This window comes from Halorubrum sp. ARQ200 (genome assembly GCF_005435115.1).
GTDB classification, from domain to species: Archaea; Halobacteriota; Halobacteria; order Halobacteriales; family Haloferacaceae; genus Halorubrum; species Halorubrum tropicale.
Genome location: NZ_SGTZ01000005.1, coordinates 58,859 through 84,274 on the forward strand (window position 1 = coordinate 58,859; position 25,416 = coordinate 84,274).

Below are 25,416 nucleotides of genomic sequence, written 5' to 3' on the forward strand. Positions count from 1 at the left end.
TCCTCGCGACGCGTCGGTGCGGGCAATTCGACAACAGGACATGACGGTGCTGGCAGCTCGCCAGTGAGTGCCGTGCGGTGGGCGTGGGTCACAGATTCACCTCTCGCCCGGGATAATCAATGGACAAGAGGTCCGGGAGTCGCATGGTGAGGTACTCGCTGGTTCCGGGGCGGAGGTGGAGTTCGATATCTGCCGTTGTTGCGGTACAGAGGCCATACAGGAAGTCAACCTCTGGTGCCGGGATGCTGCTCACACCGACGAGCGAGATCCGCTCGATATCGGGATAGCAATCGGTCCACACCTCGTCGCCGCCGATGAGGCGACGCGTCGCCCGTCTGAGAAACGCCGTCTTCGAGACCGCTTTGTCAGTCTGGTTGCGCAGCCACGTCTCGACGGCGAGGCCACCATCAACCAGTGAGGTCGCCTCGTCCGCAATGGGAGTCGCAAACTCGTCGGTGACATCGCGCAGCGCCGCAATCCGATCCGGATGGAAGTTCGTCATTGATTCGACCTCTGAACGGATCTGCTCAAGTTGTTGGGGATCGACGTCTCGACGGGCAGCAAGCAACGGACGGAGTCCCGATGGCTGATCGGGTGTCGTCGTCGGAAGCGACTGGAGGAGCGCTAAGCGATCGACGCGATCGAGGCTCGTCGGGGTCGGGTCTGCGGCTCCAAGCAGTACTTCCGCAACGGTTTTCGGGTCGACAAATTCAAACGCATTCTGTGGCTGTGTACGCTCTCGCAGTCGCCGTTGGAGGTTTCGTTGGTGGAGTTCGGTCGGCGCCAACACGAGTTCTGTCGGCGTCGCTGTGCGGTCAGCACGATTGAGAAGCCGTTCTTCCTCGCTACAGTAAATCGAGATCTGCGAGGCAATATCGTCGTCAGTCGTGTGGAGGTCCGTTGTCGACATCAGATCTATCAGTAAGTAAGGTACAACAAGGCGATAATAAACTGCTTGCCCCAGAGCGGAAGTAGTCAGATAGTGTACTAAGCTATCACTTACGTGACCTACGAGATGACGACCGTTGCAAATGCGTGTCCAAACTGTGGGCCACTTGTGATACCATCTGGTGTCGCCTCGATCACATTGAGCTGGGCCATCTTTTTGATTGCCTCATCGAGTGTCACTTTCAGATCCGGATCGATGGGCTGGTCAGTATTGGTGTCGCCGTGGTCGTATGCTGTGACAAATCGTTCAAGCTGCTCACGGCGCACAGGTTCATCAAGCAGACTCACCGTTTGAAGAATCTGCCACGCGCGCTCTTTAGCGACAATTTTGAACAGTTCGAGCGGACGAGACGGCCCCGTTGATCGGTGCTGAGACGTCTCCAGGCCCTGTAGCGGCTGTGTCCTAAGTTGAGCCGTTGTGAGCGGTTCCCGACCAACGATCTGCCAGCGATTCTCAGCGTCGCGCAGTTCGATTAGCCACCAGCCAGTGCTGTCCTCACGAGGCACAAATTGGAGTCGGCGGCGAGAGCCCTGCTCCGGGCGATACGTTACAGAGAATCGGGAGGTGGAGGGCACATGATCAGGATCAAAGGATTCTGACATACATATCTGTCAAAACCAATCGTATTTAAAGGCCAAGGGCAGAAAGCATGGGCCGAGTAGCAGTTGGGCCACCAGAGAAGAGTTGGCGCATGAGATTGGCGAGAGTATCGCGCCGGTCCGGTAGCGCAGAAAAAATGGAGACCGGCTGGTCAGAGTGCTTCGGTCTGGATCGAGAAGTCGTCAGGCGAGAGCTCCACGTCGTCGACGAGGTCGGCCACGATCTCGGCGGCCGCCTCGATGGCCTCCTTGACGTCGAAGCCGAGCGTGGCCTCGATGACCTCGCCGTTGTGGACGACGGTCGCGACGACCGGCTGCTGGGTGTAGACGATCAGGTCCTCCTCGAGCGACTGGTACGGGCCCGCCGAGACGAACTGGCGGGCACACTCAAGCGAACAGAAGCCGACCGTCCCGTAGTCAGCGACCATCCCACGGGCGTCACACCCGAGCAGGAGTTTCAGCTGGTCGTCGACGTCGTCGTGACAGCCCTCACAGGCACACTCGATCTCGTCGTCAAGGGTAGTCGTCAGGGTGAACTCGGACTGAGGCGTCGAACCGCGAAGTGTTTCACTCATAGTCGGTTGGTCGGGTCACCCCCTCGGGGGAAACCCTCACCACTGGTGGGAGGCAAAAATGTCGCCATCTGAAGCGAGGTCAAGACTCGGCCGTAGCCGGTGTCTCCGCCACCGTGCTGAACGGTGGGTTAGTAGTTGCTACTAACGTTACAACCAGCCGTCCCATTGGGACCGTTACGAGTGGGGAGGTACGAGACAAATCCTCCACTAGTCGCCCTCCGAGATCGACCCCGAACAGACCCGAGTGATCGACTGTCTCCACTGCCGGCTGGTTGCGGTTCCGTCAACTGCCGCAACAAACCCACCAGTGAACAGGGCGTGGAGAGGGGGTCTTGACCTCCGCTGAGAAGCCGGTCAAAGCACCCGGCGTTTGCAGTCACTACACGCCACGTCACCACCCCCGAGACGAGTCGCGGCGTCACTCGAACAGAAGTCACAACCCTCCGATCCACTCCGGGCATTCATCGACAACAGAGCGGCAAAGATGATGCCGACGAGCAGGGCGATTGCGGTGCCGAACGACGCGGTGAAAACGACGAGTGCGAGAAGCGTATTCATCTTGGGAAAACCTCACCGCTGGCCCGGCCACAATAATGCCACCATTGGGTTGGGGCCTGCCGACACTCCGTCCGGATTGAGACGGTGTCGTCTCACCGTGTTGAGACAGAAAGAGGCCCCACCGAAGGTGGGTGGCTCGTGGACGCCATTCTGTATACCAGATTGCTGAGAGATTCCCGGTGGGGATGTTGGCGAGGACTCCCGCCAAGAGGGAGTCGTCGAGGTGGGGGCAACCTACCCAGCAGTGCGACGGCCAGCTGCCCTCGAGGCGTGTCGGTCGCAACCACTGTTGGTGGGGTGGACCCGACACCGTTCGGTCCCCGTCGGCTGTCAGGCTCGAAGCGGTCACCTGCCGTGTCTGTGGTGGTGGCGATCCGTCGCTGGTGACGGCCGACAGCGTCATCATCAGAATACTGAGAGGTCTACCTCGCTGTGGATCCTGATCGTCGGATCCGAGCCGATGCCCATCGATGGTGAAGCAGCGACTGGTCGCCGCGTCTGTGGCCTCGAGGAGAGGCGGTGTCGATGCCGACTGGTGACCACGTCGTGACCCTCGGTCGGGAGACGCCGCGAGTCGAGATCGACGAGTCGAGTCGCATCGACAAGCCCACCCGGACGAGGGGATCAGCAGAGCCGGTCACCGACGTCGGAGGTGAGAATCCCGCCGGGGTCGAAGCCGTTCCACACGGCGTGTGATCGTGGCGGTGGTGACAGCCGGTCGGCATCTGAGGTAGGGCCGACTGTCGGCTGACTCATCAGGTTCCTGAAATAGTCACCACAGCCACGACTCGGCGGTGAGAGACTGGTCGACAGCCGGTGTGTTGAGGGAGTCTCTCGTCTGTGGATCGGACGGCGTGTCGACGGCAGTCGACTGACCCTCGAGGGGACTGTCCCGGTGGCGGTCATCGACCGTCAGGAGATGTGGAGTCAGCTGTGTCGATCGCGGTCATCGAGACGACGAGTCGTGTTGCGTCCGGGGTCCACCTGACCCGTGGGGAAGTGTGTTGAGACTATTTCGAGATTCTGAGAGGATTCGTGAGTCACGCAGTGTCGATGAGGCGGTGGCAGTGCCGACCGCCGTGTAGTGGTGTCCCCGTCTTGCTGGCCGACTGCCCGCTGCGGTCAGTCTCGATCGTGGTGGTCATCCAGCTGGTGGTGCTTCTGTCTGAGACCCTGTCTCTTCATGTCCCCTTCAGGGGACTGCTGGGGTGATTCCGGTTGCCTGCTGTATCAGGCATCTTACTCTTGGCCCTTGGGCCTGAACACCCCCCACCCAGAGGGGGTATTACCCGGTATATCTCAGACGCCGCTGGCAAAATCGGGGGTGTTCTGAGAGGGTGAAAATAAGTCGGTCTCGGAAACCGGCTGAAACGGCTTTCTAGAACACGCTCAGGTATGCGAGCGAGTCATATTAGTGTGTAGTTCCATAATGTGAGTTAGACCCCCTTGACACACGCCGCCGTCATGCGATTTTGAATCCATGTCAAGGGGGTGGTCTAGATTGGGTTGTAAATCGGTCAGAATCCGCCCCCGTCACATTAATTTCACTGCTCAAGGTCGAATAGTCAGGGATATGGTACTAAAAATTGAAAATAAGGGTTGTTCTAAGAGTTTAACACACAGTACACCTTTGCCGTCATGCGATTTTGATTTGCGTCAAGGGGGTAAGTTCCGATACTGCTGGACCCCCTTGACGCACTTCCCGTATGGTTATTTTCAGGTTTTACTATGTTCCCACATTCCGCACATTGGATGTTGGAATTAACCAGATGAGCCCCGAGTGAATTCACAGTATAGTATACAGGGTAGAATTAGAGAAATTATACTGGGCATCTGGTGGGGATCTACCCCCTTGACATAGCCCGCTGTAATGCGATTTTGAGATCTATGTCAAGGGGTGTATCGCCCCGGTCCAAAGTAGGCACTGTTGAGTGTTGTTTGTGCTCAATAGAAACGTAGCGGAGTGGCTAGATAAGCGCCTGTGACGAGGCAAAAGTTTGCGCTAGAATAGCCGAGGTTGGGTGGTTGATGGCAAACCTGTGTGTCGTCAAATTCCAACTCATAGTTGAGGCCACTACATTCAGTAAGTGGTGAACCGCAGATGATTACAGAGCTAAAACAAACCTATGAATGTTGATAGATGTACCAGAGAAAGGTGAACGTCAGAGGAAGAACTTGACGTTGAAGGCGTACGTGTGAAGTCGCTATTCGTCCTCGAGGGAGAACTTTCCTTTGAGCTCTAAGAGGTTCTCGCCCTCTCCTGTGAGTTCAATTCCGTACCAGACAGTTGGCCGGCTACCATCCTCAAGTTCGGGCCGACCTTCCTTCAGTTCGACGTCGACTTGCGCTTTCAGTGGGCTGGTGAACGCACCCGGAGCGTACTCTTGGATCGCCACGTCATCTACCGACGTATCAGTACTGTTATGAATGTGCCGGAGGCAGATTTGCGCCCACGAATTGAACGCATCGCGGAGTTCGGCCTTCGGAACGAACACCGTCTCGTCGGTGTCGGTCGTGATCGTCTCGTCTTCCGTGTTGGTGTAACGACGGAGGAACTGCTTCAGTGGGTCGGGCATGTCGTCCCCGATGAGCGGCTGGCCATACTTGCGGTGGATGCTGTCGAACGCAACGTCTTCTGTGTCGACCGAAGGCGTCGTCGAACTACTCTCGTCTCCGCCCGAGTCACCACCGGATCCACTACTGTCCGCGAGGCGTGCGGGCGTGTATCCTGTCGTGTCCTCGATATCTTTGAGAACTGGGAAGTACACATCATCCGGGAGCTTGAGGTTGCGCTTCCCAGCTTTGTTCCTGCCCGGCGAGTCGGCATTCTGTTCGTCCGAATTATCGTCGGAATCATCGCTATCCCCGCCGAATTGTTCGAGGTCGTCAGGCTCGCAATAATCATGCTCGATCGCGTATCCCACAAGCCCCTTCAGGGGGATGGGCGTGTGCTCTGGAACGAGGTTGTTCTGGCGAGCGTAGGTCCACAGATGAAGGTACTCTAAATCATCGAGATTCTGACCACTCGCGGAATCCTTCGGGTCGCGCTTGCCCATGTCACAGAGGGCAAAGTGTTGGAAGTTATAGAGTGCCTCGCGCTTGTGGCAGTAGGCAGTTTCGTCGTCGATGACGACGAAGTAGTTCTCCGATTCACCGAAGTGACCGAAGGGGTTTTTCCCACGGGATCCGGGCGTGAGTCCAAGGTCGCGCAGGTCGAGGTTCCAGAGGGGGTTGTGGCTCCCAGTGAGCTCGCGATAATCCCCTTCTTCGATCCGGTCTTCGATCTCCTGTGGGTCGATGTCCATCGCGGTGTTGGCGTCGTTCACCAGCCCCCCAATGTTGCCCGTCGCGGCGGGGTGTTGAGACGGGTGGATAGTCGGGATGAATCCGAACAGCGAGAGGGGTGGATACACCGCGTTTTGTTCAGGCACAGGATCGAGAACATTACCCTCGCTACGAAGCGTACTCGCGTCGCCAACAGGCCACCTGTGAGCGGCCGTTAGTGCCCCCGTGTCAGCGTCGGGATCAGCCGGGATGATGTGGGGGTCACGAACGGGCAGATCCACACCCGTTTCCGTCCGGTCGATCGCCCCGACTGTCTGGGGCAGATCGTGGGCTGTGGGGTAGCCAAGCGACGCCGGATCCATCCCGGTTGGGTACTCGCCAACTGGGTTCGACCGGTCGGCGAGCGCCCGCATCCACGCAGGGGCCGTGGCCGGTCCATCACTCCCGTCGTCGGTAGTCGTCGGGCCATTCCCCATCGTCAGTCGAAGCGCCCACTCAGCCGGCGGCGTGAGCGCGAGCCAACCCTCTTGGAGGAAGTCGTCAAGGTCGCGCTTCTCATCGCCAAACTGCGGCAGCTCTAAGAGCCATACATTGGTTCCACCGTAGTCAGGGTGGGTCGGCTCCTCGTCGGGTGTCAGCGCCGTCTGTCCGTCCGCGTCGGCGCTCTCAGCAGTCTCGTCTGTCTCGGTGTCGACGTCGATCATACCGAGCCGCGTCGCGACTTCCTCCCAGAGCTCGTGATCATCCTCGTTGGGGTCGGCGTCGCCCTCGAGGACTTCCTCGCGATACACCTCAGCGGCCGCTTGGACCGTCCCGGTAAACGTATCGTCCGGCGACGGCGTATGCGTGTCCAGCACCCGACCCATGTTGACGGCGCTGTCCACGCCGGGCCCGTACTGGTGAATCTCGATGACCTCGCTGATCGGGCCCTTCCCGTGGAATTCGTCTTCCGACTCCAACAGGTGAACAGGCACTTCTTCGGCCGTGATGGGCGTTTTTTCGTCGGCGTCGACGTCGGCGTCAGCCGGCGGCGCGACGCAAATGTCCTGATCGTCGAGTTTGTCTTGGAGCGTCCCGTCGCGAGCGGCCTTGAGAACCAGCTTCCGGGTGAACATCTCGTCGCCGGGGAACTCGCCGGTACAGAACAACTCGCGGATGTTCATGTCGCGTTCACACTGCCGCTCGTCGTGGTCGCGGTCTTCTTCGGCCAATACCACCCGCTTTGGCGGGTCCGAATCTTGGAGGAAGTACACGTCGGGGATCTCCCGGCGCTTGATGATCTCCGCGAGTACGTCGCGGTGCTTCATCTTGAACGACTTCGTGACCGGGGAGATACACGGAATCCCGTGAGCGTGAGCGGTAATCGCGTCGGCCATCCCCTCCGTGATTGCGAGAGGTTCGCCCTCAACGATGGTCTCCCGGCCGTAGATCGGCTCGTCGGCAACGGTGTAGTTCTTCGTCGTCGCGAGCTTGGCGTACTTCCCCTTCGTGAAGTCGTCAGGGTGCGTGCCGTGTTCGGTGTCGAAGTCAGGCTGGCGCCCGATGAAGAAGGCGACCTTGCCGTCCTCGTCGTAGTACGGGAAGATGTACCGCCCCCGGAAGAGACACGAGAGGTCGTCGGGATCGTCAGGATCATCAATCGTGGTGTAATCGACGTACTCCTCGCCTTCTTCGTTCTCGCCGTAGGCGTCGTTCGGGTATGTGAACAGCCCGGTCGCGACCATCGTGTGGTGACTGAAGCCCTGCTCCTCGAGGTGGAAGAACAACTCCTTGCCGAACGCAGGCGCCCACCCGAGCTGCTTGTCGTCGACGAGGTCGTCGCTCCAGCCCCGATGGTCAGCGCCGAGATACTGGTAGGGCTGCTCGTCGGCGGCGAAGTCCTCGGGCTCGGCAATGCGTTCGGCTGCGTCTTCGGTGGACTGGATGCCGGCGGTCTGTGCGTCTTCGCTCGGCGGCATCGCGTCGGCAGCGTCGGGATCCTGCTCAACAGGGTATGCCGGGTCGGGCTCGTCAAGCGCGGTGAAGTACTCGCGGGGCGTCTCGGGTTTCCGGTAGCCCGCCTCAAACGCCTGTTCCTCGTTCCACGTAACGTTGTTGTCGATCGTCGTATCCAGCTGGCTGTGGAAGAAGCGGGCGGCTTCCTCGAGACACGCTTGGACTGCGCCGAGGTCCGGCGTGGGGCTCAAGCGAAGGTCGGTGGGGTCGGCGTCGACGAGCGTGCTGTTAGGCTCGGCACGCGGCTCGCCGGGTGCGGTTTGTCCCGTCGGGCGTGTGTCGTCGACGTCGCTCTCTGCGTCGGCTACGTCGTCTGCGGGCGGCTCTGTCTCGCCGTCGTCCGGGTCGGTGTCGCTTCCGGCGTCTGTCTCGGCGCTGTCCTCGCCCCCAGTGTTCGTCTCGGCGCCGTCGACGTTCGCTGTCTCCGTCTCGGCGTCGGGCGTGGTGTCTGCGTCGTCTTGATCTCCGGCCTCGCTGTGCGCGCCTGTGCGCCCCTCTGATCCATTCCGACTCTCGGACGGGGGAGTATCAACGTTCTCACGGACAACGCCTTGGTAGCGAGTGATGGCGTTCTCATCCCGGCGTACGCCGAGGCACTCTCTGTACAGGGGCTCGATCGCCTGCAAAAGCAGATCGATAGCGTTCGGGAGTACTTTGGTACAGTCAGGATCCTCGGAATCGTCGCAAACCGCGTCGAGCACAACAAGCAGGCCGACGCGATGCTTGAGCAGCTCCACGCCGAGTTCGAGGACGGACTCGGCATCCCAGTGTTCGACGTGTACAAGCGAGTCGACCTCCAGCGAGCGATCGCTACGCAGGAGCGCTCTATCTTTGCTGCCGAGGAGCTCGACACTGACATGGCCGAGGTGATCGCCGAGATTGCGGCGCTCGTCGACGACGAACTCGTGGGGCAGGCTAATGACTGACGACGAGGGCGACGCTAGCGAGGAGCTGGGGAAGACCGGGGAGAAGATGGGCGGCATTGCCGACCGTTTCGGCGCATCAACTGACACGACTGACACGATCGAAACGTCCGAAACAGGCAACACGACTGACACGCTCGCCCCCGGCGATGAGGGGTTCGTGCTGCGAGAGGACTGGAACGGGCGGACAATCTACCTCTCGGACGACGACGTCGACGAACTTGACATCCGCTACTCCGAGGTCAACGTCGAGTGGCAGCGTGAAGACGGCGAGCAGCTACCAAAGAACGAGAAGTTCTACCCAGAAGTAATCCGGGCGGGGCTCTCCGGGACGTCGATTGAAGAAGAGCTCGGCCTCAAGGACTAGCTGTTATAATCTTTGACATCCTCCTCCGCGTGAACGCGGAGGAATCCCGACCGCATTTGGGATATTAGGGTTTACAGTCTACCACTTGTTCCTGCGGTTGGAATCCGCTGGACAAGTCGTATAGGTGGACTGCGGGCTGTGCCAACCAGCCGGTACGCCTATCTCCGAACAGCTGTCCGGGAGACTCGGAGTTACTTTTCTCGTTGATATTGAGTCGGATGTTCTCCGCTCCGTTCACGTCCGCGTTGAACGCCGCATCGCACTCCTCGCAGACGTACAAGCCACGCTCGACGCGCTGGCTGTCCTCCTTTCTCCCACACATACAACACGTCTTGCTCGTGGCACTCTCGTCTACTTCCACAACTTCGATCCCCTCGACCTTCGCTTTGTATTCGAGGATGTTGGTGAAGCGGTCGAATGCCCACCCGTGTAGATCGAGGTTGCCGTGCCTGCCCCAGTTTTTCGAGTTGCCGTTCTCGTCCTCACGGACGCCTTCCAAGTTACCGACATTGATACGGCCAACACCCTTCTCGATACATCGTTGGACGACGTGTTTGGCGAGACCGTGGAAGAAGTGGGTGCGGCGTTCCGACCACTTCGCATGGAGACGTGTAGCTCGTTCACCACCGCTGTCGTCGCACTTGGCAATTTCCTTCGGGAAGTAGTACCCGTCCTGTTTCAGACGGGTTCCGGGGTACAGGTCAGCGGCCTCGGTACTGTAGGCGACAGCGGCGAAGTTGCTGATGCCGAGGTCGATGCCCGCTGTCTCGGTACCCGGAGCAGCGGGAGTCTCGATCTCGTCTGTACAGACGAGGTGGAGTTCCCACCGCTCCTTCGCTTGGTAGTAGACGGCGCGAACCTGTTGAAGATTCTCGACGGTGACGCCGGGGCGCGTTTCGTATTCAACAAGGATGTATTCCCGCGCTCGGGGGTGTTCCTTGTGGTTCGCGCCCTTCGAGAGTCGCACGCGATTGTTCTTGGTGTCGTGGCGGATGCCGTTCTGCTTCCACGATACCGTGCTACGCGGGTGTTCTTCGTGGACGCGGTTGCCGTCGGTATCGTAGTAGTTGCGCTTGCGGTAGCCGGGCGGATTCGCCCTGTCGTCGGACTTCCTCTTTTCGTACCACGAGTTGAAGGCTTCAGCGAGTTCCTCCAGAACGCGCTGACTGGACTGCGAATGTAGCCCCTTGTACTTGTTGTGAGTCTTCAACTCGTCTTTGAGGTCGCCGTGATCGGGAATCTCCCCGGTTTCTTCCCAGACTTCTCGGGAGTGGTAGTTGGCGACGTTCCAGAGTTTGCTGGCGCTCCACCCGTGCCGGTCGAGTATCTCAGCCACTTGACTGTGGTTGAGAATTTTGGCGCGGTGGGTGCGGTGGACCTCCAGCATTCTGAACGCCTGTATAACCTGTTATACGAGCTTTTCTTGTAAAGGTTCGGCTGAGAACGTGGAATATTCGGCCTTGCCATCGGCGGTGGATTGTTGAACGGGTTGTCGGATTCATCCCGCGCCTAAAGGCGCGGGTATTCTTCTTGCGATTTATAACCCAAGTTGGTCTGCCATCCATTTTCTCCAGCCTTCCCGAGCATCGATTCCCAAGTAGCGAACATCGTTGTGTCTTCGACGTACGCATCGAACCCATCTTCTGGTATCTCTTCGAAGTCTTTCTCGTCCTCAACCGTCCATGGGCTTTCCTCGAAGAACTCCTCGATGTCGCCGAAGTCAGAGAACGAAGATTTGCCACGGCAATGAGGTCGACTTAACGGCGAACGTGTGCTCACCAGACGGCTCGTCTAAAACGACCGGCGGGGTCACGTTAGGGTATAGCGTTGGTGCCGCCGGAGCGCATAGCGGTAGGAGCCGTACGAAACGCCGACCGTCAACAGCAGATACGTACCGAAGAGCACGCCGAACACGGGCGTTAGCACAACGTTTCCGGTGACGGCGAACCACGTCACGAACAGCCCGAGAACCGTTCCGCCACCCACGACGAACAGGTACACCATCATGACGAGCGTCGACGGGACGACTGTTTCCGTCCCCCAGAACTCGCGCTCCTCGTAGATCGGGTACGCCGAGCCGATGCCGACCGCGAACATCGCCGCAGCGAGACACATCACAACTCCGACGGCGGCGGTCGCCACCGCCTCAAGCACCGTTATACCGAAACCGATCGAGACGAGCGAGCTGAGAACAGCGATCGGCACTCCAATCGCAACGCCGGCGAGGAGCCGTCCACGGACAAGATCTGCAGATGATGTCTCGGTAAGAAGAAGGAACGGTAGTTGCGGCCGCTCGTCACCGAGCGGGTTCAACCCGAAGGTAGCGCCTGAGAGGTATGTTGCGAGAACGACGCCGCCCCCAGTGATGAGGGGTCCGAGAGCGTCGCCCGAAAACTCGAGAAACATCGTCCCGAACGGTGCGATAAAAAAGACGGCAATCAGCAGATGACTCAACTCCGCCGGATCACGCCGACCGCGCACGAGAATCCCCCACGCGATACGACCGGGTTTAGTCCATGCGAACGGTCGTGGGGCAGAGAATCCGCCGCTCGATCGCCGCACCTGCGTCGACTCGTTGTTACCGACCGAATCGGTAAACCAGAGCGTGGAAACCTGCTTAGTCGAGACGACGAGACCGACCGGCGTGAGAGCGATTAACGCCGCGAACACCGCCACCGCCCCTAAGGAAGTCGGTCTGGAGACCGGTGTTCCGACGAACGCGAGCGCAACGTATTCCACGAGGGGATCGAACGCTACTGTCGACAACAGCCGTTGCACTGAGAGGTCGGATTCGACGATGAACTGCCCGGCGAACTGTGACGCGACGACGAGTCCGACCATCGCGAGGACACCCACCGCTTTCAGGAGACGGCGAAGGCTGGGGAGTTGCCGCAGGAGTCGCAACACAGCAATTCCCCCGGCGTACCCCCAGACGGCGGCACAGCAGACGAGCGGCAGCGCGACCGCCCCGCCCGAAGCAACGAGCAGCGGCGAGCCCATTCCGAGTGCGAATGTGACCACCACTGCCCCGACCGGGATCCCGAACCACAGGGAGAGCCGCCCCACCTCCGCTGTGATGAGCCCGATAACGACTGCTCGCGGGTGAACCGCCAGCAGGACGAAATCCGCACCGTCGATATGTCCGAGCCGTTCGAGGGTCCGAAACACCGATATCGACAGGAGACTGAGAGGAACGAGCGTCGCAGCGGGCGCGAAGAACGGGACCGCCGCCACGGAGCGCGCGGTTTGCCCGAGCACATACGCCGTCGGCAGCGCGAACAGGAGCGCGCCGCCGAAGAACAGCGCCGTGAGCAGGAGTCCAAGGACTCGACGGGGGTTTCCGAGGTACCCACGGAGGCTTCGGACGAACTCCGCCCGCCCAATTCGGAGCCCGTGGCGAACGTCCTGTCGGACGCTCATTCTCTCTGGGAGGCCGCGTCCGTTTCGGGTTCGCTCGTGACGGCGAGGAACGCGTCTTCGAGGGATCCGCTCTCGCCGGTCTCCGCACGGGCCTGTACTTCGGCGGGCGTCCCCTCGGCGACGAGTCTCCCGTCGAACAACACCCCGACCTCGTCGGCGACGGCTTCGACGACCGGGAGAATGTGTGTCGAGAGGAACACCGTGGTTCCTGCGTCGGCGAACGCGGTGATCGATTCCCGGATGGTTCGCGCCGCTCGGGGGTCAAGCCCCGATGTCGGTTCGTCTAGATACAGGACGTCCGGGTCGTGTAGGACACTCTGTATGAACGCGGTCTTCTGTTTCATTCCCTTCGAATACCCGTCGATCCGCCTGTCTGCGTCACCAACTAACCCGAATTGGTCGAGGTACTCACCGATGCGCTCGCGGGCAACGGACCGCGAAATGTCGCGAAGATCGGCGACGTATTCGAGCTGCTCGCGGGCGCTGAACTCGTCGTACAGCGGTGGCGTCTCAGGGAGATAGCCGACCCGACCGGCGATCGCACGCCGGTCGCTTGGGTCGACGCCACAGACGCGTACCGATCCGCCGTCCGGATCGCTGAGACCGGTAAGGAGCCGCATCGTCGTCGTCTTCCCCGCACCGTTCGGGCCAAGAAAGCCGTAGACGGTCCCATGCGGGATGTCGAGCGTGAGACTGTCGAGAGCAACTTCTGAGCCGTAGCTCTTCCGGAGATCGGTCGCCAGAATGGCGGATTCGTTGTGGGTGGAGGGCATACGTAACGGATGTCATTTCTCGAACCGGTCGTCTATGCGTTTCGGAATCATCTTCCGATCATACGTATCGGGGGTGATGCCGCATGGGTAGATAACGACGTGATTAGGGGGCGTAGTCGCTTCTGTACGGCCTTGGAGGATAGAATTGATACGTGCCTTCTGTTCGATTCATCTGTTCTAGATCGAAATCGAGACTGATCTCTCTTGTCTGCTCTGCGCTGGTTCTACTTCCGGAATATCCCAGACGTCGAGTTCTCTGTCCGGCAGAACGTACGCCTTGCGGTGGATTTCAGTTTCATCTGTTCGGCCGCTCGACCTCCTCTGCGGCCTCGATTTCGTCTGTTTTCTCGACTTCGGCGAATAGTTCTCGGTATGCGTCGGGCTCAAAGAGGTTGTTTCGGTCGAACAGTTCGCGAGCGGCGTCGGTCAGCTGAAAGAACCGGTATGGATGACCCCGTTCGAGCCCCTCACGATCCCGTTCGATGGCCTCGATCAGTCCCACTTCTTTTAGCCGGATGAGATGGTCGGTGAGCGTCGACGCTGCGATACTCGGATTGTAGTATTCGAGTTCTTTCTTCGAGGGCGCGCCTTTCGGGTGACCGACGATGACCCCGATGATATTCGCACGGGTCGTGTCGTCGAGGGCACTCAACGCTGCGATCGGATCGAGTCCGGCTGAACTCTCGGCTGGGGTGAGCGGGGTGGCGTCAGGCCGGGACATTGTGTATTAGTGTTTGTCTCCCGGCGATATAACCATTTCGTCGAAAATCGAAGTGGTAGCCAGAGTGCTCGCGTATTCCACTTCTGGTCGGATTTCCGTACCGTTAGGTGGCGGTGGTGAATCCTATACAGTATGGCCAACGACGACGCGACCCGTGCCGTCATCGACAAATTGGGTGATCAGCCGGGAGAGACGCTCACACCAGAACGGATCGAGGCAATCCAGAACCCGATGCATGAGAGCCTCGGACGATTTATCAGGCCGTTTCAGAATTGGTAGCGAATACTGATGACACATAGAGGGAGCCCCAGAGTCTGTTTTCCATCCTATCCCGGCACTCAGTGACCCGCTCTCGGGCCCGTGACCGCTAAAGACCTCGAAGACGACGCTTTTGAACGGTGGTGGTCACGAGTATGACGTGAGTACCGAGATCCCAGTAGGATAATTTCGGACGTGTTCCGTATGAACATCGACACAGAAACCATCCGAGACCGATGTACCGACCCCGTGTTTGAGCGGGGACAAACCTATCGCAAGGAGGGACGGATTCAGCAGCTCAACCGGTTCGACGAGCGCATTTCAGCAGTCGTCAGTGGATCGAACCCCTACGACGTGACTGTCAAATTCGGTGGCCAAAGTCTTGAGACCCGGTGTACATGTCCGTACGACGGCCAAGGCGACTGTAAACACGTCGTCGCGGTACTCCTCGCTGTCGCAGACGATCCGCCAGAAGACGGGAGTGAGCGTATCGACTCCGTCCTTGCGGACGTCTCTGACGAAGAGCTGCGTACGTTTGTCCGTGAAATTCTCGCCACACACAACAGGGCCCGAGAACAGTTTCTCGCTCAGTTCGGTGACGAACACAAATCGGTCGATGAGTATCGACAAGAGATTAGCCACTTGTTCGAGCAACACGCCGACCCGGTCGTGTTCGAAGCGATCGACTTCTCCCGATTCTTCGATATTGCCGAACAGTGCCGTGAGCGCGATCGATACCTCGCCGCTGCGACCGTCTATCGAGCAGTGTTCGAAGAAGTCGATGAGAAATTCACTTGGATCGACGGTTCCTACGACCACTACGCACAGACGCTCCAGACAGCTCTCGATGGATACATCGACTGTGTAGTGGCGGCTGATTCCAACGCCGAGGACTTCGAGACGTACGCGGGTGTTTTGGAAACACGGGCATCAACAGAGTCAGAGATTAACAACAGGCAGTTCTGGCGAGCACTCGACGCCCTCGAAGATCGATACGACGAATAGACCACCACGATCTCAAAACAGCGACTCCAGCTCCCCGTCGCTATCCATCAGCTCCGAGAAACGGTCCTCGCTCTCGTCAGTGATCTCCCCGAGATTCTGTTGTGCTTCGATTGCGACCTGCTGGAGTTCTTTCACTCGCGGGACGTTCGTCACGCCGCCGAGCAGTACGAGCGCTGCGACCGTCCCTTCTCCACGCCGCGGATAGTCACCACCTCGGACCTCCATCGAGCCGGTCTGTTCTTCGAGCCACTTGCGACCGTGCTCGATGCCTTTTCGATTGAGATACTCCGGGGGGCCGGCAACCACAAGCAACGCCCGCTCTGTCCCGTTCACCTCACAGGGTAAGGTGAGTCGACCCAGCGTCGCTTTCCGGACGAGGCTCGTGATCCGGTTGGTCGCCTCTGTACTGTCGATCCCAAAATTCGAATCGCCACGAAGTCGCGAGAGCAACCCCTTCCGCTCTGGTTCGTCTACCTCAACGTCGGCATAGCCCAGTGAGGAGATCCCACCCCCTTTGAGCGTGTTAATAATCTCCGAGGAGTCGACCACACTCTCGGCGATGTCGTTTCCTTCGGTTATCTCGCCCGCACTGAAGAGCACGCCAAACCGCTGGACCAGCTCCTCGTTGATCACATCGAACCCCTCCTCAACGGATTCACCCGAACTGCGCCACGCGTCGTTGTCGAACAGCATGAGGTTGTCCACCTCATCGACAAACGTCTTGAGCGACCGAGCGGCGTTCAGCGTGTAGATCCCGCCCTCGTTGCTGCCGGGCAGGATACCGAGTCCATACACAGGTTCGGTGTAGATCCGCTTGAGGTTCTCGGCGATCACGGGTGCCCCACCCGACCCCGTCCCGCCACCAAGCCCCGCAACGACGAGGAACGCATCGATCTCGTGGACCGGCACATCGTCGAGCGCTCCCTGGATCTCATCGATGTCTTCTTCGGCCACCTCTGCGCCGAGTTCGTTATCTGCGCCCACACCATGGCCCTTCACTCGCGATTGACCAATCAGGATCCGGCGGTCTTTCGAGAGGTGGTCAATTCCTTGGAGATCTGCTTTCGCCGTGTTGACAGCGATCGCTCCACGAACAATATCTGCGCCTGTCCGTGCGTCGTAGGCCAAGAATTCGTCGACCACCTTCCCACCCGCCTGTCCGACCCCGATCAATGCGAGTTTCATGTGAACACACCACGTGTAGATACGCAGGTTAGACACATAAAGGTTAGAAGCTCAAAATATCGGAGTGAAGATGTTGACATACGAAAAGCGTCGGTATCTCATACGTGCCCCTGAGAGTATCTCTCGAAGGTCGGTGACCAGGAGACGGAAGCCAGCCATGTCGGCGACAATACATCCGCTGAGAATAAAACAGTGTTCAGACAGGTATTGACGCCATTGTTCAGCAAGTCAAAGGGGTCAGGAATATCGATCCCAACAGACTGTTTGTTCAATAGGACTCCAACGGAGACAGTTGGGTGGTGGGGAAAGCCGTATTAATACTGGGGCTCATATCCCGAGTGTCGAATGGGCCAACAAACGCTCGGCGGCGACGACATCACGCTCTTACGCAAGAGATATCTCCAACGGGTTACCGAGGCACTCCCCGAGGCGGCAGCCGAGGCCGGCGACTGGCCGATTCACCAAGACCACTGTTTTGCCCGTGTGGTGCTGGACACACTGTTCCAAGGAGTCTGGTACGACCACATCGATGGAACTCCCGCATACGAGCAATTGTCAATCGAGGAACTGCGTGAGGCGATCGAGATCGCCGAGAGGATGCTCAAAGGTGGAAAGCGGACCGTTGAGGCGCTAAATCGGCAATCACTCGAGTGGCGGGGTCAGTGACTCAGACACAAGCGTCCACAGGCAGTCGGTCAGGCTACGCTTGAACGACGCTGTCTGTCAGCCAGTGCTCATCGAGTTCGCCGGGTCGACGTCGCGATAATCTGAAAACGTATGTCACTGTCCGCCCGTTGGGACCGGTCAGCGTGACGCGCTGTGTGGCATCATCGTCGTCACGCTCAACGGGGCCTGTCGTTGCCTCGACGTGGTCGATCATGGGAGCATACCGTGGATTGTGCACCATCTTTCGGAAGCGGTCAAACGGGCCTGTGGTCCGTCTGTTCGCCGGGGAAGCGAAGTTGTACGCGACGCCGATACCGGTGTCTTCGAACGGCTCGTCGTTGGTCGCTAGTGCCTTGAGTTGGATTGAGACCACCCGGCCGGGATCGTACGTGGGGCTTGGCGTTGGGAACTCCGCTATTGCGTACTGCTCAGCCATCTGAATGCCAGACTTAGGGTCGCGAGCGGCATTAATCGTCCGCTGAAACGGACTCTAGTTTAGTGTTGGACCTGATATGGAAGCCGATTAGTCGCGGCCGTGACTTCTGTCGTCGCGGTCCAACTTCGCGTCCTGGCCGGCACATTGAAACCACTGTTTTGGTTCAGGAACGACGCCCATCGTAATCCCGACGAGCAGCGCAAAGTAGCCGGCGAGACCTCCGAGTGTCACCGCGTGAGGCGTGCCATTGCGAGGCTTTACTGACAGGGTCGCGGCGAGAAGTGCGACAGGCGAACCGAAGCGGATCGCTGGACGGCGCCAGAAGCGAGCCATGCGGTCTGGCCACCGTGCGAACACGGCCTCAACAAGCACCGCGACGGCCGCACCGCCAAAGAACGGGACCGGCCGAAGCATCGATCGTGGAGACAGCCCCTCTCGTCGTCCAGCGAGCCAAACGACGAGTGCGACCAACGTAGCCGAAGCGGCGTCAGTGCGTCGTGTCGACATAGTTCATAGTCTATCGCCCGTTTAAATATCGATATTGGTCGTGACCGACCTGACCGGCGTCACACGCTCTATCCACTGGTGCTAGAAATAAAGCTACGACCGAGCCCGCAGCCGTGCCTACCGCGCCTTGTCCTCGTTGACAGCCGCAAGAACGTGATTGAGTTCTCGGCCGACTGCGTCTACGGCGGCATCAAGTGAATCGAATGTGTCGCTCCCCGCATCACTACAGCCGCGCTTACGGACGAGTCGGACAGCCGCGTCACTCAGGATATCAGGACGTACTGCGATTTTCGCCGCAGTACAGGGACTTTCCTCGTCTGGAAGTCGGTACTCGACGATCCCGCCGGGCTCTTCGTTTCGGTCCCAGTCGCCAGGCGCCGCTGGAAGCTCGTTGACCAGCACTCTTGGATTCGCCGCTGTTGCGACGCTTGTGGTGGACATACAAGTTGTTCGGTCGTCACGCACAAACCAGTGTCGGCGTCTTCCAACCGGGCACCTACTGTACCCGCAGAGCGTTTCACCCGGGTCACAGAATCGGCACAAGATAGCTTGCGGTCACCATCGAAGCCCTCGCTACTGGGTATCGATTCGAGGGTTTAACGGCGAGACCAAGTCGGCTGCTCCTCTGGTGGCACCGCTGAGAGCTGATGAGGACGGTCGTGACGGCGCGTGCTGTCAACGAGCCACTGAAGCGCTTGTCATTCGAAGTCACCGAATCTCGTTTGTCCGGTGGACCGCACGTCTCTCTCTTCGTCACGCTCAGCACCTTCCTCACTATCTCGGCGTTGGCCCGACACCGCTGCGCGGTCGTCCGGCGACGGTTCACCGGCGTTCCGGCCCGCTCCCGTTGGAATCGTCGTCTGCGTACTTGATTCACGTGGATCAGTCACTGTCGGGTTGACCGGCTCCGCCGTGTTCGTTTGCGGTGGCGTCGCTGCGGCTCCCTCGGTCTCAGCAGTGGCGGTGTCTGTGTCGGCGAGGTCACCGAGCGAGGCCTGCGTTCCGTCTGGAGCGTCGGCCTCGACTGTCCCGTGTTTGTCCGCGATGGCCCGCGCAGCGCTATAGCCGCCGGAGAATGAGGCCCGCTTTGCGATCGCTGGGCGTCGAAGCTCTCGCGCGGCCTCGGGCCGCTGGGCCTCATACCGCGACCAGAACTGTTCGCGGCGCGCCTCGAAGTCGACAACCGGACGCGGGTACACCTCACCGACGTGGACCCCACATTCCTGCTGGACGGCAAGCGGCGCCTTCTCGGGTTGATCAAGGAACTCACTGGGCAGGTCGGCGAGCTCGGGAATCCATCGCGTGATCCAGTCGCCATCAGGGTCTTGATCGCGGACCTGCTTCCGAGGATTGTACACCCGCTGTGACGGCTTGCCGATGAGCCCCGCCTGGCTCTGCCACTGCGTGTAGTTGATGCCGACATCGCTGTCAATGAGATGGTGGTGATACCAGTCGGCGCCGATCCACCACGGTTGATGAAGAACGTGGGTGAAAAATGACGCACACATCGCGCGCATCCGGAAGTTGAGCCATCCGGTTTCCTTGAGACATCGCATCGATGCGTCGACCATCGGGAACCCGGTCTGTCCGCGTTTCCACGCGGTCACAAGCTCGGGGTCGTGAAATGCCTCATTACGGTCTTCAAACGCCGGATTGACCGCCTGCTCAGTCCAACCCGGCCAGTCGACAAGCTTCTGGCTGTAATGGAGGTTCCAGACGAGCCGGCTCTCAAACATATCTGCTCCCCGGCACGACGGCGCATTATCGGCGACATACTGGTGTGCCTGCCGGACCGAGAGCAGGCCGAAGTTGAGGTACGGCGAGAGCCCGCTTGTGCCGTCACGAGCGTCCTGCGGTGCTGAGATGTTGCTCGGGTACGACCGGACGCGGTCAGTGAACTCTCGTAATGTAGTCATCGCTGCCCGGTGGGTTCCCACCGGAACCTGCGTCTTCGCGGGGGAGACGTCGAAGTGGCGGTCAACCGCTGCCGGCGTAACGCCAGTGCGGATACTGACTCGGACTGTGTTGTGGTCGTCCCACCCTGGCGTGTGTTGATCGGCCGCGAGCCACTCGGTGATTTGTGTCTGCCAGTTCGACCGCGGCCACTCTTCATCGCGGACGAGTCCGTCACCGGAGACAAACGTGACTGCGTCGCCACACACGTCCCGCACACGCTCGTCTCGCCGCTGACCATAGCGACTGGTGGGGGTCGCCATCGTGATGATATGCCAGCCGCGATCAACGAAGCGAGACAGGATATCGACTGGATCGCCGTACCCGAGCGTCAAACCTGGCGCGTCCGGTCGTTGGAGTGTCTCCGGCTGCTCACTGACAGCCTCGGTCGTAGGCGGCGATGAATCCAGCGTGTCGGCGAGCCGCGCTGCTGAATCCGTCGCAGCCACGTGCGTCGCGTTAGGAGGTGCCGCGGCATACAGTCGGTCGAGGCTTGTAACCGCTTCCTCAAACAAGCGGACCCGAGCGTCACACGCGAGGCCGCTGTCCGCGTAGAACGTTGGGTCGAACACAAACAGCGGGCAGAACACGTCACCATCAGCGACCGCACGCGACACTGCCAGCTGATCTTCCACGCGGAGGTGTTTCCGGTGCCACACAACGATACCCGTCGGGTTGGCGGCATCGCAGACCGCGTCTGGCGTCGGAATATCTGCCGACAGCGGACTCGTTGGCTGTGACAGTTCGTCGCTATCTACAGACGCCGAGCGCTCAGTCTCGCGTTCGGTATCGCCCGGCATTCACATTAATAATATTGCTGGGACAGCGTTTTAATGCGTCGGCCGGTCAACCGAAGTCCCGACGATGTCGGCTGTCAGCGTGTCAAGCGCGCGGTTGGGGCTTGGCGTATCGATTGGCAGGCCGTAACGAGTATCCGCATGGGGCCGGATATTATAATATGAACTGGTGCTCAACTTCTAGCCTTTGGGCGTCACGCGACTCGCCAACGAGTGGCGACAACAACGCGAAACGGCCTACCCACTTCCGTCCATGCCGGTAACTACGCATCTCAGTCTCGTTTCGCCCGATCGGAACGCACTACTAGATGTCATTGATGACGCTGAGGCAGCGTTTTTCGACTACGGACTAGCCCCCGACATCAGCGACGTCCAACACCTGACGGGCACGGAGTCGGATTCAATAGAGGACATCCACGCAGTCACTGACGACGCGCTTCCAGACCACTTCTCGTCAGAATTCACCAGCGAAATATCGCAGTTCGACGGGGACAAGCTATATTACGCGGCCATGCGCGGACTTCCAGTAATTGGACGGATTGTCCGCGAGGAGACACCAGGTCGGCCAAGCGTGGTCATCCAGTCGAACACACAGACCGGGAGTGGCCCCAGTTGTGGGGTGTACCGACACGACAAGCTCACTGGTGACTACGTATTACTCTCGAAGGCTGACAGCCGTCTGGGTTAGTGAGCCGCACGTCAACTGCCAACCGCGTCATGTGCGGGCCTCAAGTACAGAGGGAGGCGTGGACACGCTCCCGCGAGGGCGTCCTGCCTCGTTCGAGGATGTTGCTGCTCCGCTGCGATTCTTTTTGAGTGATGCGGCCGACTACATCAGCAGGGAGAACGTCGCGGTCGATGGGGGATAAATACCTGAGTTCGACAGTTGAATCGATCGGCGTGCGCCACAATTGAGATGCCTCGCCGGTGTGACCAATAAAAAAAGATGCCAGGAAACACGCCAGCTGACGGCCCGCGGAAGATTCCTGTCGATCCGGTGATCCACGTCGAAACGTTTGCGACTCATCGGACATTGACGTGGAAAGCTGGGGGCCGGTCGCAGTTCGTCGAAGCGGCCCGTGCGCTTGACGCGGTTCCATCGACGGCGTCAGTAGTCGTCGACGACACAACCGTTGCCGGGAGGCAACACCACTCAGTCTCGGACCTCGAAAGCGTGAGTAAGACTATAATATATCTTCGGATCGAACCGGATGCCTCGTGGACGCTCTCATGGGAGCAACGAACGGACCCAATTGTTTCTGTAAGCGGAACACCGTCAGCAACGTTTTGCCGCCGTCTTCACTGCTACACAACCGACTGCTCGGAGTGGTGTGACGAAGCGGTCGAAACGCTACAGAGTCTGACAAAAGACGGGACTGCCTGATTGCTATCGTTGATGAGCACTGTGTGGTGCTGGGCACTAGGCCGCTGAATCACGCTCTTGGGAATCTCGCATGCGGCACGGCCGACCTACGCATCGTCACGAAGTCGTAACACGGCTTGTTCCTTACCGTCTGCTTCGATCACAACGTCGCTGTTCGCCACTAGCCATGCTGGCAGGTCCACGACAAACTCGGCGTGCGCTTGTGGGCGTACGGCCGGGTCACGCAGACAAGCCGGCTCGGAGTAGTGTGCCATCGGCCGGACATCACCCCAGGTCTCTGCTGCGAGTTCGAAGGCCTCACGGTACGTGTAGCCGCGGTCAGCAAACGAGTGGTGGTGGTAATCAAACACCACCGGAACATCAGTTGGCTCGCTAATCAGTTCCACGAGCTCTGAAACGCTCCACAGGGTTTCCTTGTCGTCGTTTTCGACGGTCAGCCGCGCTCGTGCGGCATCCGACAGGCTATCGACGAATGCGTGGAAGCGCTCGGCAGTTGCCTCAACGTCGCCGTACGTCGCACCGATGTGGACTGTGATACCGTAGTACGGTGTAACTGGGAGCCCTAGCAGGTCAAACCAGTCAGCGTGGTACTCTAACGCCGTTCGAGCGCGGTCACGGGTATCTGCTGAGTCACTCGCCGGCTTACACCAGTAGTCAGGGTGGAACGTAAGCCGCATGTCGGTCTCTTTGATGAGATTGCCACAGCGACGCGCAAGGCGGCGGATTTCTTCGTATTCAGGGAGTTCGGAGAGTTTAAACTGAGAGTTCCACGGGATCAGCGACGACGTACAACGGTACGTTCGAATCTCATGCTCGAGATTCCACGTGAGTAGCTCATACAAGTCAGTCAGGTTCTGTTGTGCGAGCGTCGAGACATACGAGAGACCGCGTTCTTCGAACGTCTGTTTCTGCATACCGCGTGTACATCGCACCGGCGGATCGCGGTCGCGGAGTGTCCGGTTCAGTCCTGGATAGCCTATCATTGTGTCTGCTAACGACTGTGGTCGTTTATTTTGTGCGACGTAGTGCCTGCGGGCAGTCGCCGTACCGACCTTCCTGCCAGAACAAACGCTCGTGTCGGAGGTCGATCGGGGATGTTTGCAACAACACGATTAGGCTTCTATACCGTCACCAGTTTTTCTGACTGTCTAATCCACTGATCAAATAGATTGATGGAAACTATCAGATGTGCCTCCTTCTTTCCAGAAGCTGACCCCACGACCGTACCTGAAACTGTCCGCACCCCAATCGCGAGGTTACCAAGGCCCAAACTTCATTCACGATCAGATATGTCGGTAGATCTGGAGCCTCCCGGTCAAAAGAGACCTCGAACCCAATTAGTGATTTTAGCGTGGCAGTGAAAAATATCTTAAGCGTCTATCTTAGACATCTATCTTAGTTAAGTGTCTTAGTCAGGTGTCTCAGAAATACAACTTAGAGATACGTTCCAGAAAGCGACTTCCTCGGTTGTATGCGAAACCAGGTGAAAGTCCGGGTTGCGAGCAGAATCACAACGTCTATTCTACGTGGGCTGCGACGAGCGAATGTTATGAGAAATCTTAGATAGCAATCTAAGCTGTCTTAGACATATTAGTATCTGAGAAATCTAAGAAACCTATCTCAGAAATGTGTCTGGCATAGATTTATTTGATGCGTATCTAATAATTTGGTATGCTCTCGTACACGGTTTACAGCGAGGCAGGCGGCGTCGGCAAGACGTCGTTGACAGCGAACGTCGCCTGTGCGCACGCCCGAGCAGGGCTTGATGTCTTAGTGATCCCGCTAGACCCACAAGACGGCAATCTGAGTCGTCTGTTCGATGTCGACGACGATCGGAGTGATTCGTCCGCAGATAGTCTTGTTCGACATCTCGTCGATAACCCTGGTGGAGAGTTCGATGACCTGATTCGAACGGCTGAGGGAATCGACATCATCCCGGAGCACAACACGCTCTCGGACCTCTCAGACCACCTTGCTCGCGAAAAGAGCCGGGCAGAGGATTTCGGCGACGCGTACAACATCTATGCGCAGCTCCGCCGTGTACTGGCTGAAAACGATGTACCGGACCGATATGACGTTCTCGTCTGTGACCCGCCAGCGACAGAGTCAGATCACCTCTATAATGCGATTTACGCGACGCGAAACCTCCTCATTCCGTTTGAGCCATCGGCGAAGGGGGAAGCATCTGTTGAGGGCCTAGAAGAGCTGGCGACAAACTTCGCGAACGAATTGAGTATTGACGTCGGCGTCCTCGGTGCGGTCCCGATCGAGTTCAAAGGGACGAAAGACCAGAACGAGATCGTCGAAGAGGTGCCGTTCGAGGTGCCTGAGGTTATCGGCGATCGGACATCAATGATGGAAGGATGTTGGCGACACCAGTGTAGTGCATTCGAATTCGTACGAACGCACCGGAGTCGGCGTCGTGATTACGAAGTTGAGACACTGGCCAAGTTCGATCGGATTGCTCGATTCCTCGAGACCCAAGGCGGAATTACTGCCCCGTCCCCGCCAGAACCAGGCGCATTAGACGATCCTGAGGAGGTGACTGTCTGATGGGGGGATTCAAGGAAGGCACCGTCAACGGGTGGGACGATGAGGAGGAAGAGGAAGATGCTGACAGCGGGCCTGAGTTCGAGGAGGAGACCGTAGGTAATGAGGACGGCAGCTCGGAAGAGCGATCGACCGAAGTGGAGATCGAGACCGAAGCTGACGATACAGTCGAAAGCGGTACGAACAGCACTTCAGCGAGAGAGATCCCCTGGGTTCTCCGGCGAAATAGCATCACTGACGGCCGCGACCAGACGGTCCAGCTTCACCTCCAAGAGGAGACGATGAACGTTCAGCGGAAACAGAAATCCCTCATCGAGGCCCGGCTTGGAGAGAGCGTTCGAAAAGCCGATCTCCGGGAAGCAGCGTTATTGGTCGGACTCCAACACACAGACGATGTCGTTGACGTCCTCCAAGAGTGGGGGTACAATCTGGAATGATAGAAATACGAGCGCATACCCCCGTCTTTACGCGGGGGTCAAGCAGACAATAGCGTACACTTCCAACGACGAC

Annotated in this window: 23 protein-coding genes; 9 read left to right on the plus strand and 14 right to left on the minus strand. The window is 58.8% G+C overall.

Annotation, left to right across the window (positions count from 1 at the left end):
* Positions 1 to 88: 88 nt before the first annotated feature.
* From EXE50_RS17695 to EXE50_RS08810, 3 genes are all read right to left on the minus strand, one after another.
* A complete protein-coding gene (locus tag EXE50_RS17695) occupies positions 89 to 910 on the minus strand; it encodes a hypothetical protein (RefSeq protein ID WP_241982647.1) in 822 nt (273 codons plus the stop codon).
* A 98-nt stretch (positions 911 to 1,008) separates the two neighbouring features.
* Positions 1,009 to 1,551, minus strand: a complete 543-nt coding sequence (locus EXE50_RS08805) for a hypothetical protein (protein ID WP_137704834.1) — start codon at positions 1,549 to 1,551, stop codon at positions 1,009 to 1,011.
* Positions 1,552 to 1,700: 149 nt separating this feature from the next.
* On the minus strand, positions 1,701 to 2,123 hold the full coding sequence (locus EXE50_RS08810) for a hypothetical protein (RefSeq protein WP_137704835.1): 423 nt from the start codon (positions 2,121 to 2,123) through the stop codon (positions 1,701 to 1,703).
* 1,083 nt (positions 2,124 to 3,206) lie between these two features.
* On the opposite strand from EXE50_RS08810, the gene EXE50_RS17145 reads away from it, so the two are divergent.
* Positions 3,207 to 3,377 carry a hypothetical protein gene (locus EXE50_RS17145; RefSeq protein ID WP_158293657.1) on the plus strand — a complete coding sequence of 57 codons (171 nt, stop codon included), beginning with the start codon at positions 3,207 to 3,209 and terminating at the stop codon, positions 3,375 to 3,377.
* Positions 3,378 to 4,885: 1,508 nt separating this feature from the next.
* Here EXE50_RS17145 and EXE50_RS08815 read toward each other — a convergent pair.
* Complete coding sequence (locus EXE50_RS08815) at positions 4,886 to 8,587, minus strand: hypothetical protein (RefSeq protein ID WP_321167085.1); 3,702 nt, start codon at positions 8,585 to 8,587, stop codon at positions 4,886 to 4,888.
* On the opposite strand from EXE50_RS08815, the gene EXE50_RS17955 reads away from it, so the two are divergent.
* The gene (locus EXE50_RS17955; RefSeq protein ID WP_321167086.1) at positions 8,513 to 8,887 is read left to right on the plus strand and encodes a hypothetical protein; all 375 of its coding nucleotides are present in this window, start codon (positions 8,513 to 8,515) and stop codon (positions 8,885 to 8,887) included. The two genes, EXE50_RS08815 and EXE50_RS17955, sit on opposite strands and share 75 nt — an antisense overlap.
* A complete protein-coding gene (locus EXE50_RS08825; RefSeq protein WP_053770049.1) occupies positions 8,880 to 9,251 on the plus strand; it encodes a hypothetical protein in 372 nt (123 codons plus the stop codon). The genes EXE50_RS17955 and EXE50_RS08825 overlap by 8 nt, the downstream gene beginning before the upstream one ends.
* Before the next feature lie 64 nt (positions 9,252 to 9,315).
* On the opposite strand, the gene EXE50_RS08830 is transcribed toward EXE50_RS08825, so the two are convergent.
* From EXE50_RS08830 to EXE50_RS08850, 5 genes are all read right to left on the minus strand, one after another.
* Positions 9,316 to 10,638 (minus strand): RNA-guided endonuclease TnpB family protein, encoded by a 1,323-nt coding sequence (locus EXE50_RS08830; RefSeq protein ID WP_137704836.1) that lies wholly within the window; start codon positions 10,636 to 10,638, stop codon positions 9,316 to 9,318.
* 122 nt (positions 10,639 to 10,760) lie between these two features.
* A complete protein-coding gene (locus tag EXE50_RS08835; RefSeq protein ID WP_137704837.1) occupies positions 10,761 to 11,030 on the minus strand; it encodes a hypothetical protein in 270 nt (89 codons plus the stop codon).
* Positions 11,031 to 11,060: 30 nt separating this feature from the next.
* A complete protein-coding gene (locus EXE50_RS08840; protein ID WP_137704838.1) occupies positions 11,061 to 12,671 on the minus strand; it encodes a hypothetical protein in 1,611 nt (536 codons plus the stop codon).
* Entirely contained in the window at positions 12,668 to 13,444 is a 777-nt protein-coding gene (locus EXE50_RS08845) for an ABC transporter ATP-binding protein (protein ID WP_137704839.1), read from the minus strand. Before EXE50_RS08845 ends, EXE50_RS08840 begins: the two co-directional genes overlap by 4 nt.
* A 295-nt stretch (positions 13,445 to 13,739) precedes the next feature.
* Positions 13,740 to 14,165 (minus strand): ArsR family transcriptional regulator, encoded by a 426-nt coding sequence (locus EXE50_RS08850; RefSeq protein WP_137704840.1) that lies wholly within the window; start codon positions 14,163 to 14,165, stop codon positions 13,740 to 13,742.
* 132 nt (positions 14,166 to 14,297) lie between these two features.
* Between EXE50_RS08850 and EXE50_RS17150 the strand changes: the two genes are divergently transcribed.
* Positions 14,298 to 14,444 carry a hypothetical protein gene (locus tag EXE50_RS17150; protein ID WP_158293658.1) on the plus strand — a complete coding sequence of 49 codons (147 nt, stop codon included), beginning with the start codon at positions 14,298 to 14,300 and terminating at the stop codon, positions 14,442 to 14,444.
* A 183-nt stretch (positions 14,445 to 14,627) separates the two neighbouring features.
* Positions 14,628 to 15,428 carry an SWIM zinc finger domain-containing protein gene (locus EXE50_RS08855; RefSeq protein ID WP_137704841.1) on the plus strand — a complete coding sequence of 267 codons (801 nt, stop codon included), beginning with the start codon at positions 14,628 to 14,630 and terminating at the stop codon, positions 15,426 to 15,428.
* Between the two features lie 12 nt (positions 15,429 to 15,440).
* On the opposite strand, the gene EXE50_RS08860 is transcribed toward EXE50_RS08855, so the two are convergent.
* The gene (locus EXE50_RS08860; RefSeq protein ID WP_082356834.1) at positions 15,441 to 16,613 is read right to left on the minus strand and encodes a tubulin/FtsZ family protein; all 1,173 of its coding nucleotides are present in this window, start codon (positions 16,611 to 16,613) and stop codon (positions 15,441 to 15,443) included.
* A 345-nt stretch (positions 16,614 to 16,958) separates the two neighbouring features.
* Between EXE50_RS08860 and EXE50_RS08865 the strand changes: the two genes are divergently transcribed.
* The gene (locus tag EXE50_RS08865; RefSeq protein WP_053770056.1) at positions 16,959 to 17,279 is read left to right on the plus strand and encodes a hypothetical protein; all 321 of its coding nucleotides are present in this window, start codon (positions 16,959 to 16,961) and stop codon (positions 17,277 to 17,279) included.
* Between the two features lie 34 nt (positions 17,280 to 17,313).
* Here EXE50_RS08865 and EXE50_RS08870 read toward each other — a convergent pair whose 3' ends face one another.
* The 3 genes from EXE50_RS08870 to EXE50_RS08880 all read right to left on the minus strand — a co-directional run bounded on the left by EXE50_RS08870 (position 17,314) and on the right by EXE50_RS08880 (position 20,975).
* Positions 17,314 to 17,715 (minus strand): DUF4864 domain-containing protein, encoded by a 402-nt coding sequence (locus EXE50_RS08870; protein ID WP_077152231.1) that lies wholly within the window; start codon positions 17,713 to 17,715, stop codon positions 17,314 to 17,316.
* A 624-nt stretch (positions 17,716 to 18,339) separates the two neighbouring features.
* Positions 18,340 to 18,663 (minus strand): hypothetical protein, encoded by a 324-nt coding sequence (locus tag EXE50_RS08875; protein WP_077152232.1) that lies wholly within the window; start codon positions 18,661 to 18,663, stop codon positions 18,340 to 18,342.
* Positions 18,664 to 18,920: 257 nt separating this feature from the next.
* Positions 18,921 to 20,975, minus strand: coding sequence for a cryptochrome/deoxyribodipyrimidine photo-lyase family protein (locus tag EXE50_RS08880; RefSeq protein WP_137704842.1), 2,055 nt, complete (start codon positions 20,973 to 20,975; stop codon positions 18,921 to 18,923).
* Positions 20,976 to 21,225: 250 nt separating this feature from the next.
* On the opposite strand from EXE50_RS08880, the gene EXE50_RS08885 reads away from it, so the two are divergent.
* Positions 21,226 to 21,660 carry a hypothetical protein gene (locus tag EXE50_RS08885; RefSeq protein WP_137704843.1) on the plus strand — a complete coding sequence of 145 codons (435 nt, stop codon included), beginning with the start codon at positions 21,226 to 21,228 and terminating at the stop codon, positions 21,658 to 21,660.
* A 782-nt stretch (positions 21,661 to 22,442) separates the two neighbouring features.
* On the opposite strand, the gene uvsE is transcribed toward EXE50_RS08885, so the two are convergent.
* A complete protein-coding gene (gene uvsE, locus EXE50_RS08895) occupies positions 22,443 to 23,339 on the minus strand; it encodes a UV DNA damage repair endonuclease UvsE (protein ID WP_053770058.1) in 897 nt (298 codons plus the stop codon).
* A gap of 688 nt (positions 23,340 to 24,027) precedes the next feature.
* Between uvsE and EXE50_RS08900 the strand changes: the two genes are divergently transcribed.
* Both EXE50_RS08900 and EXE50_RS08905 read left to right on the plus strand, forming a co-directional pair.
* Positions 24,028 to 24,909, plus strand: a complete 882-nt coding sequence (locus tag EXE50_RS08900) for a ParA family protein (protein WP_137704844.1) — start codon at positions 24,028 to 24,030, stop codon at positions 24,907 to 24,909.
* Positions 24,909 to 25,343 (plus strand): hypothetical protein, encoded by a 435-nt coding sequence (locus EXE50_RS08905; protein WP_053770060.1) that lies wholly within the window; start codon positions 24,909 to 24,911, stop codon positions 25,341 to 25,343. The genes EXE50_RS08900 and EXE50_RS08905 overlap by 1 nt, the downstream gene beginning before the upstream one ends.
* Positions 25,344 to 25,416: the final 73 nt, after the last annotated feature.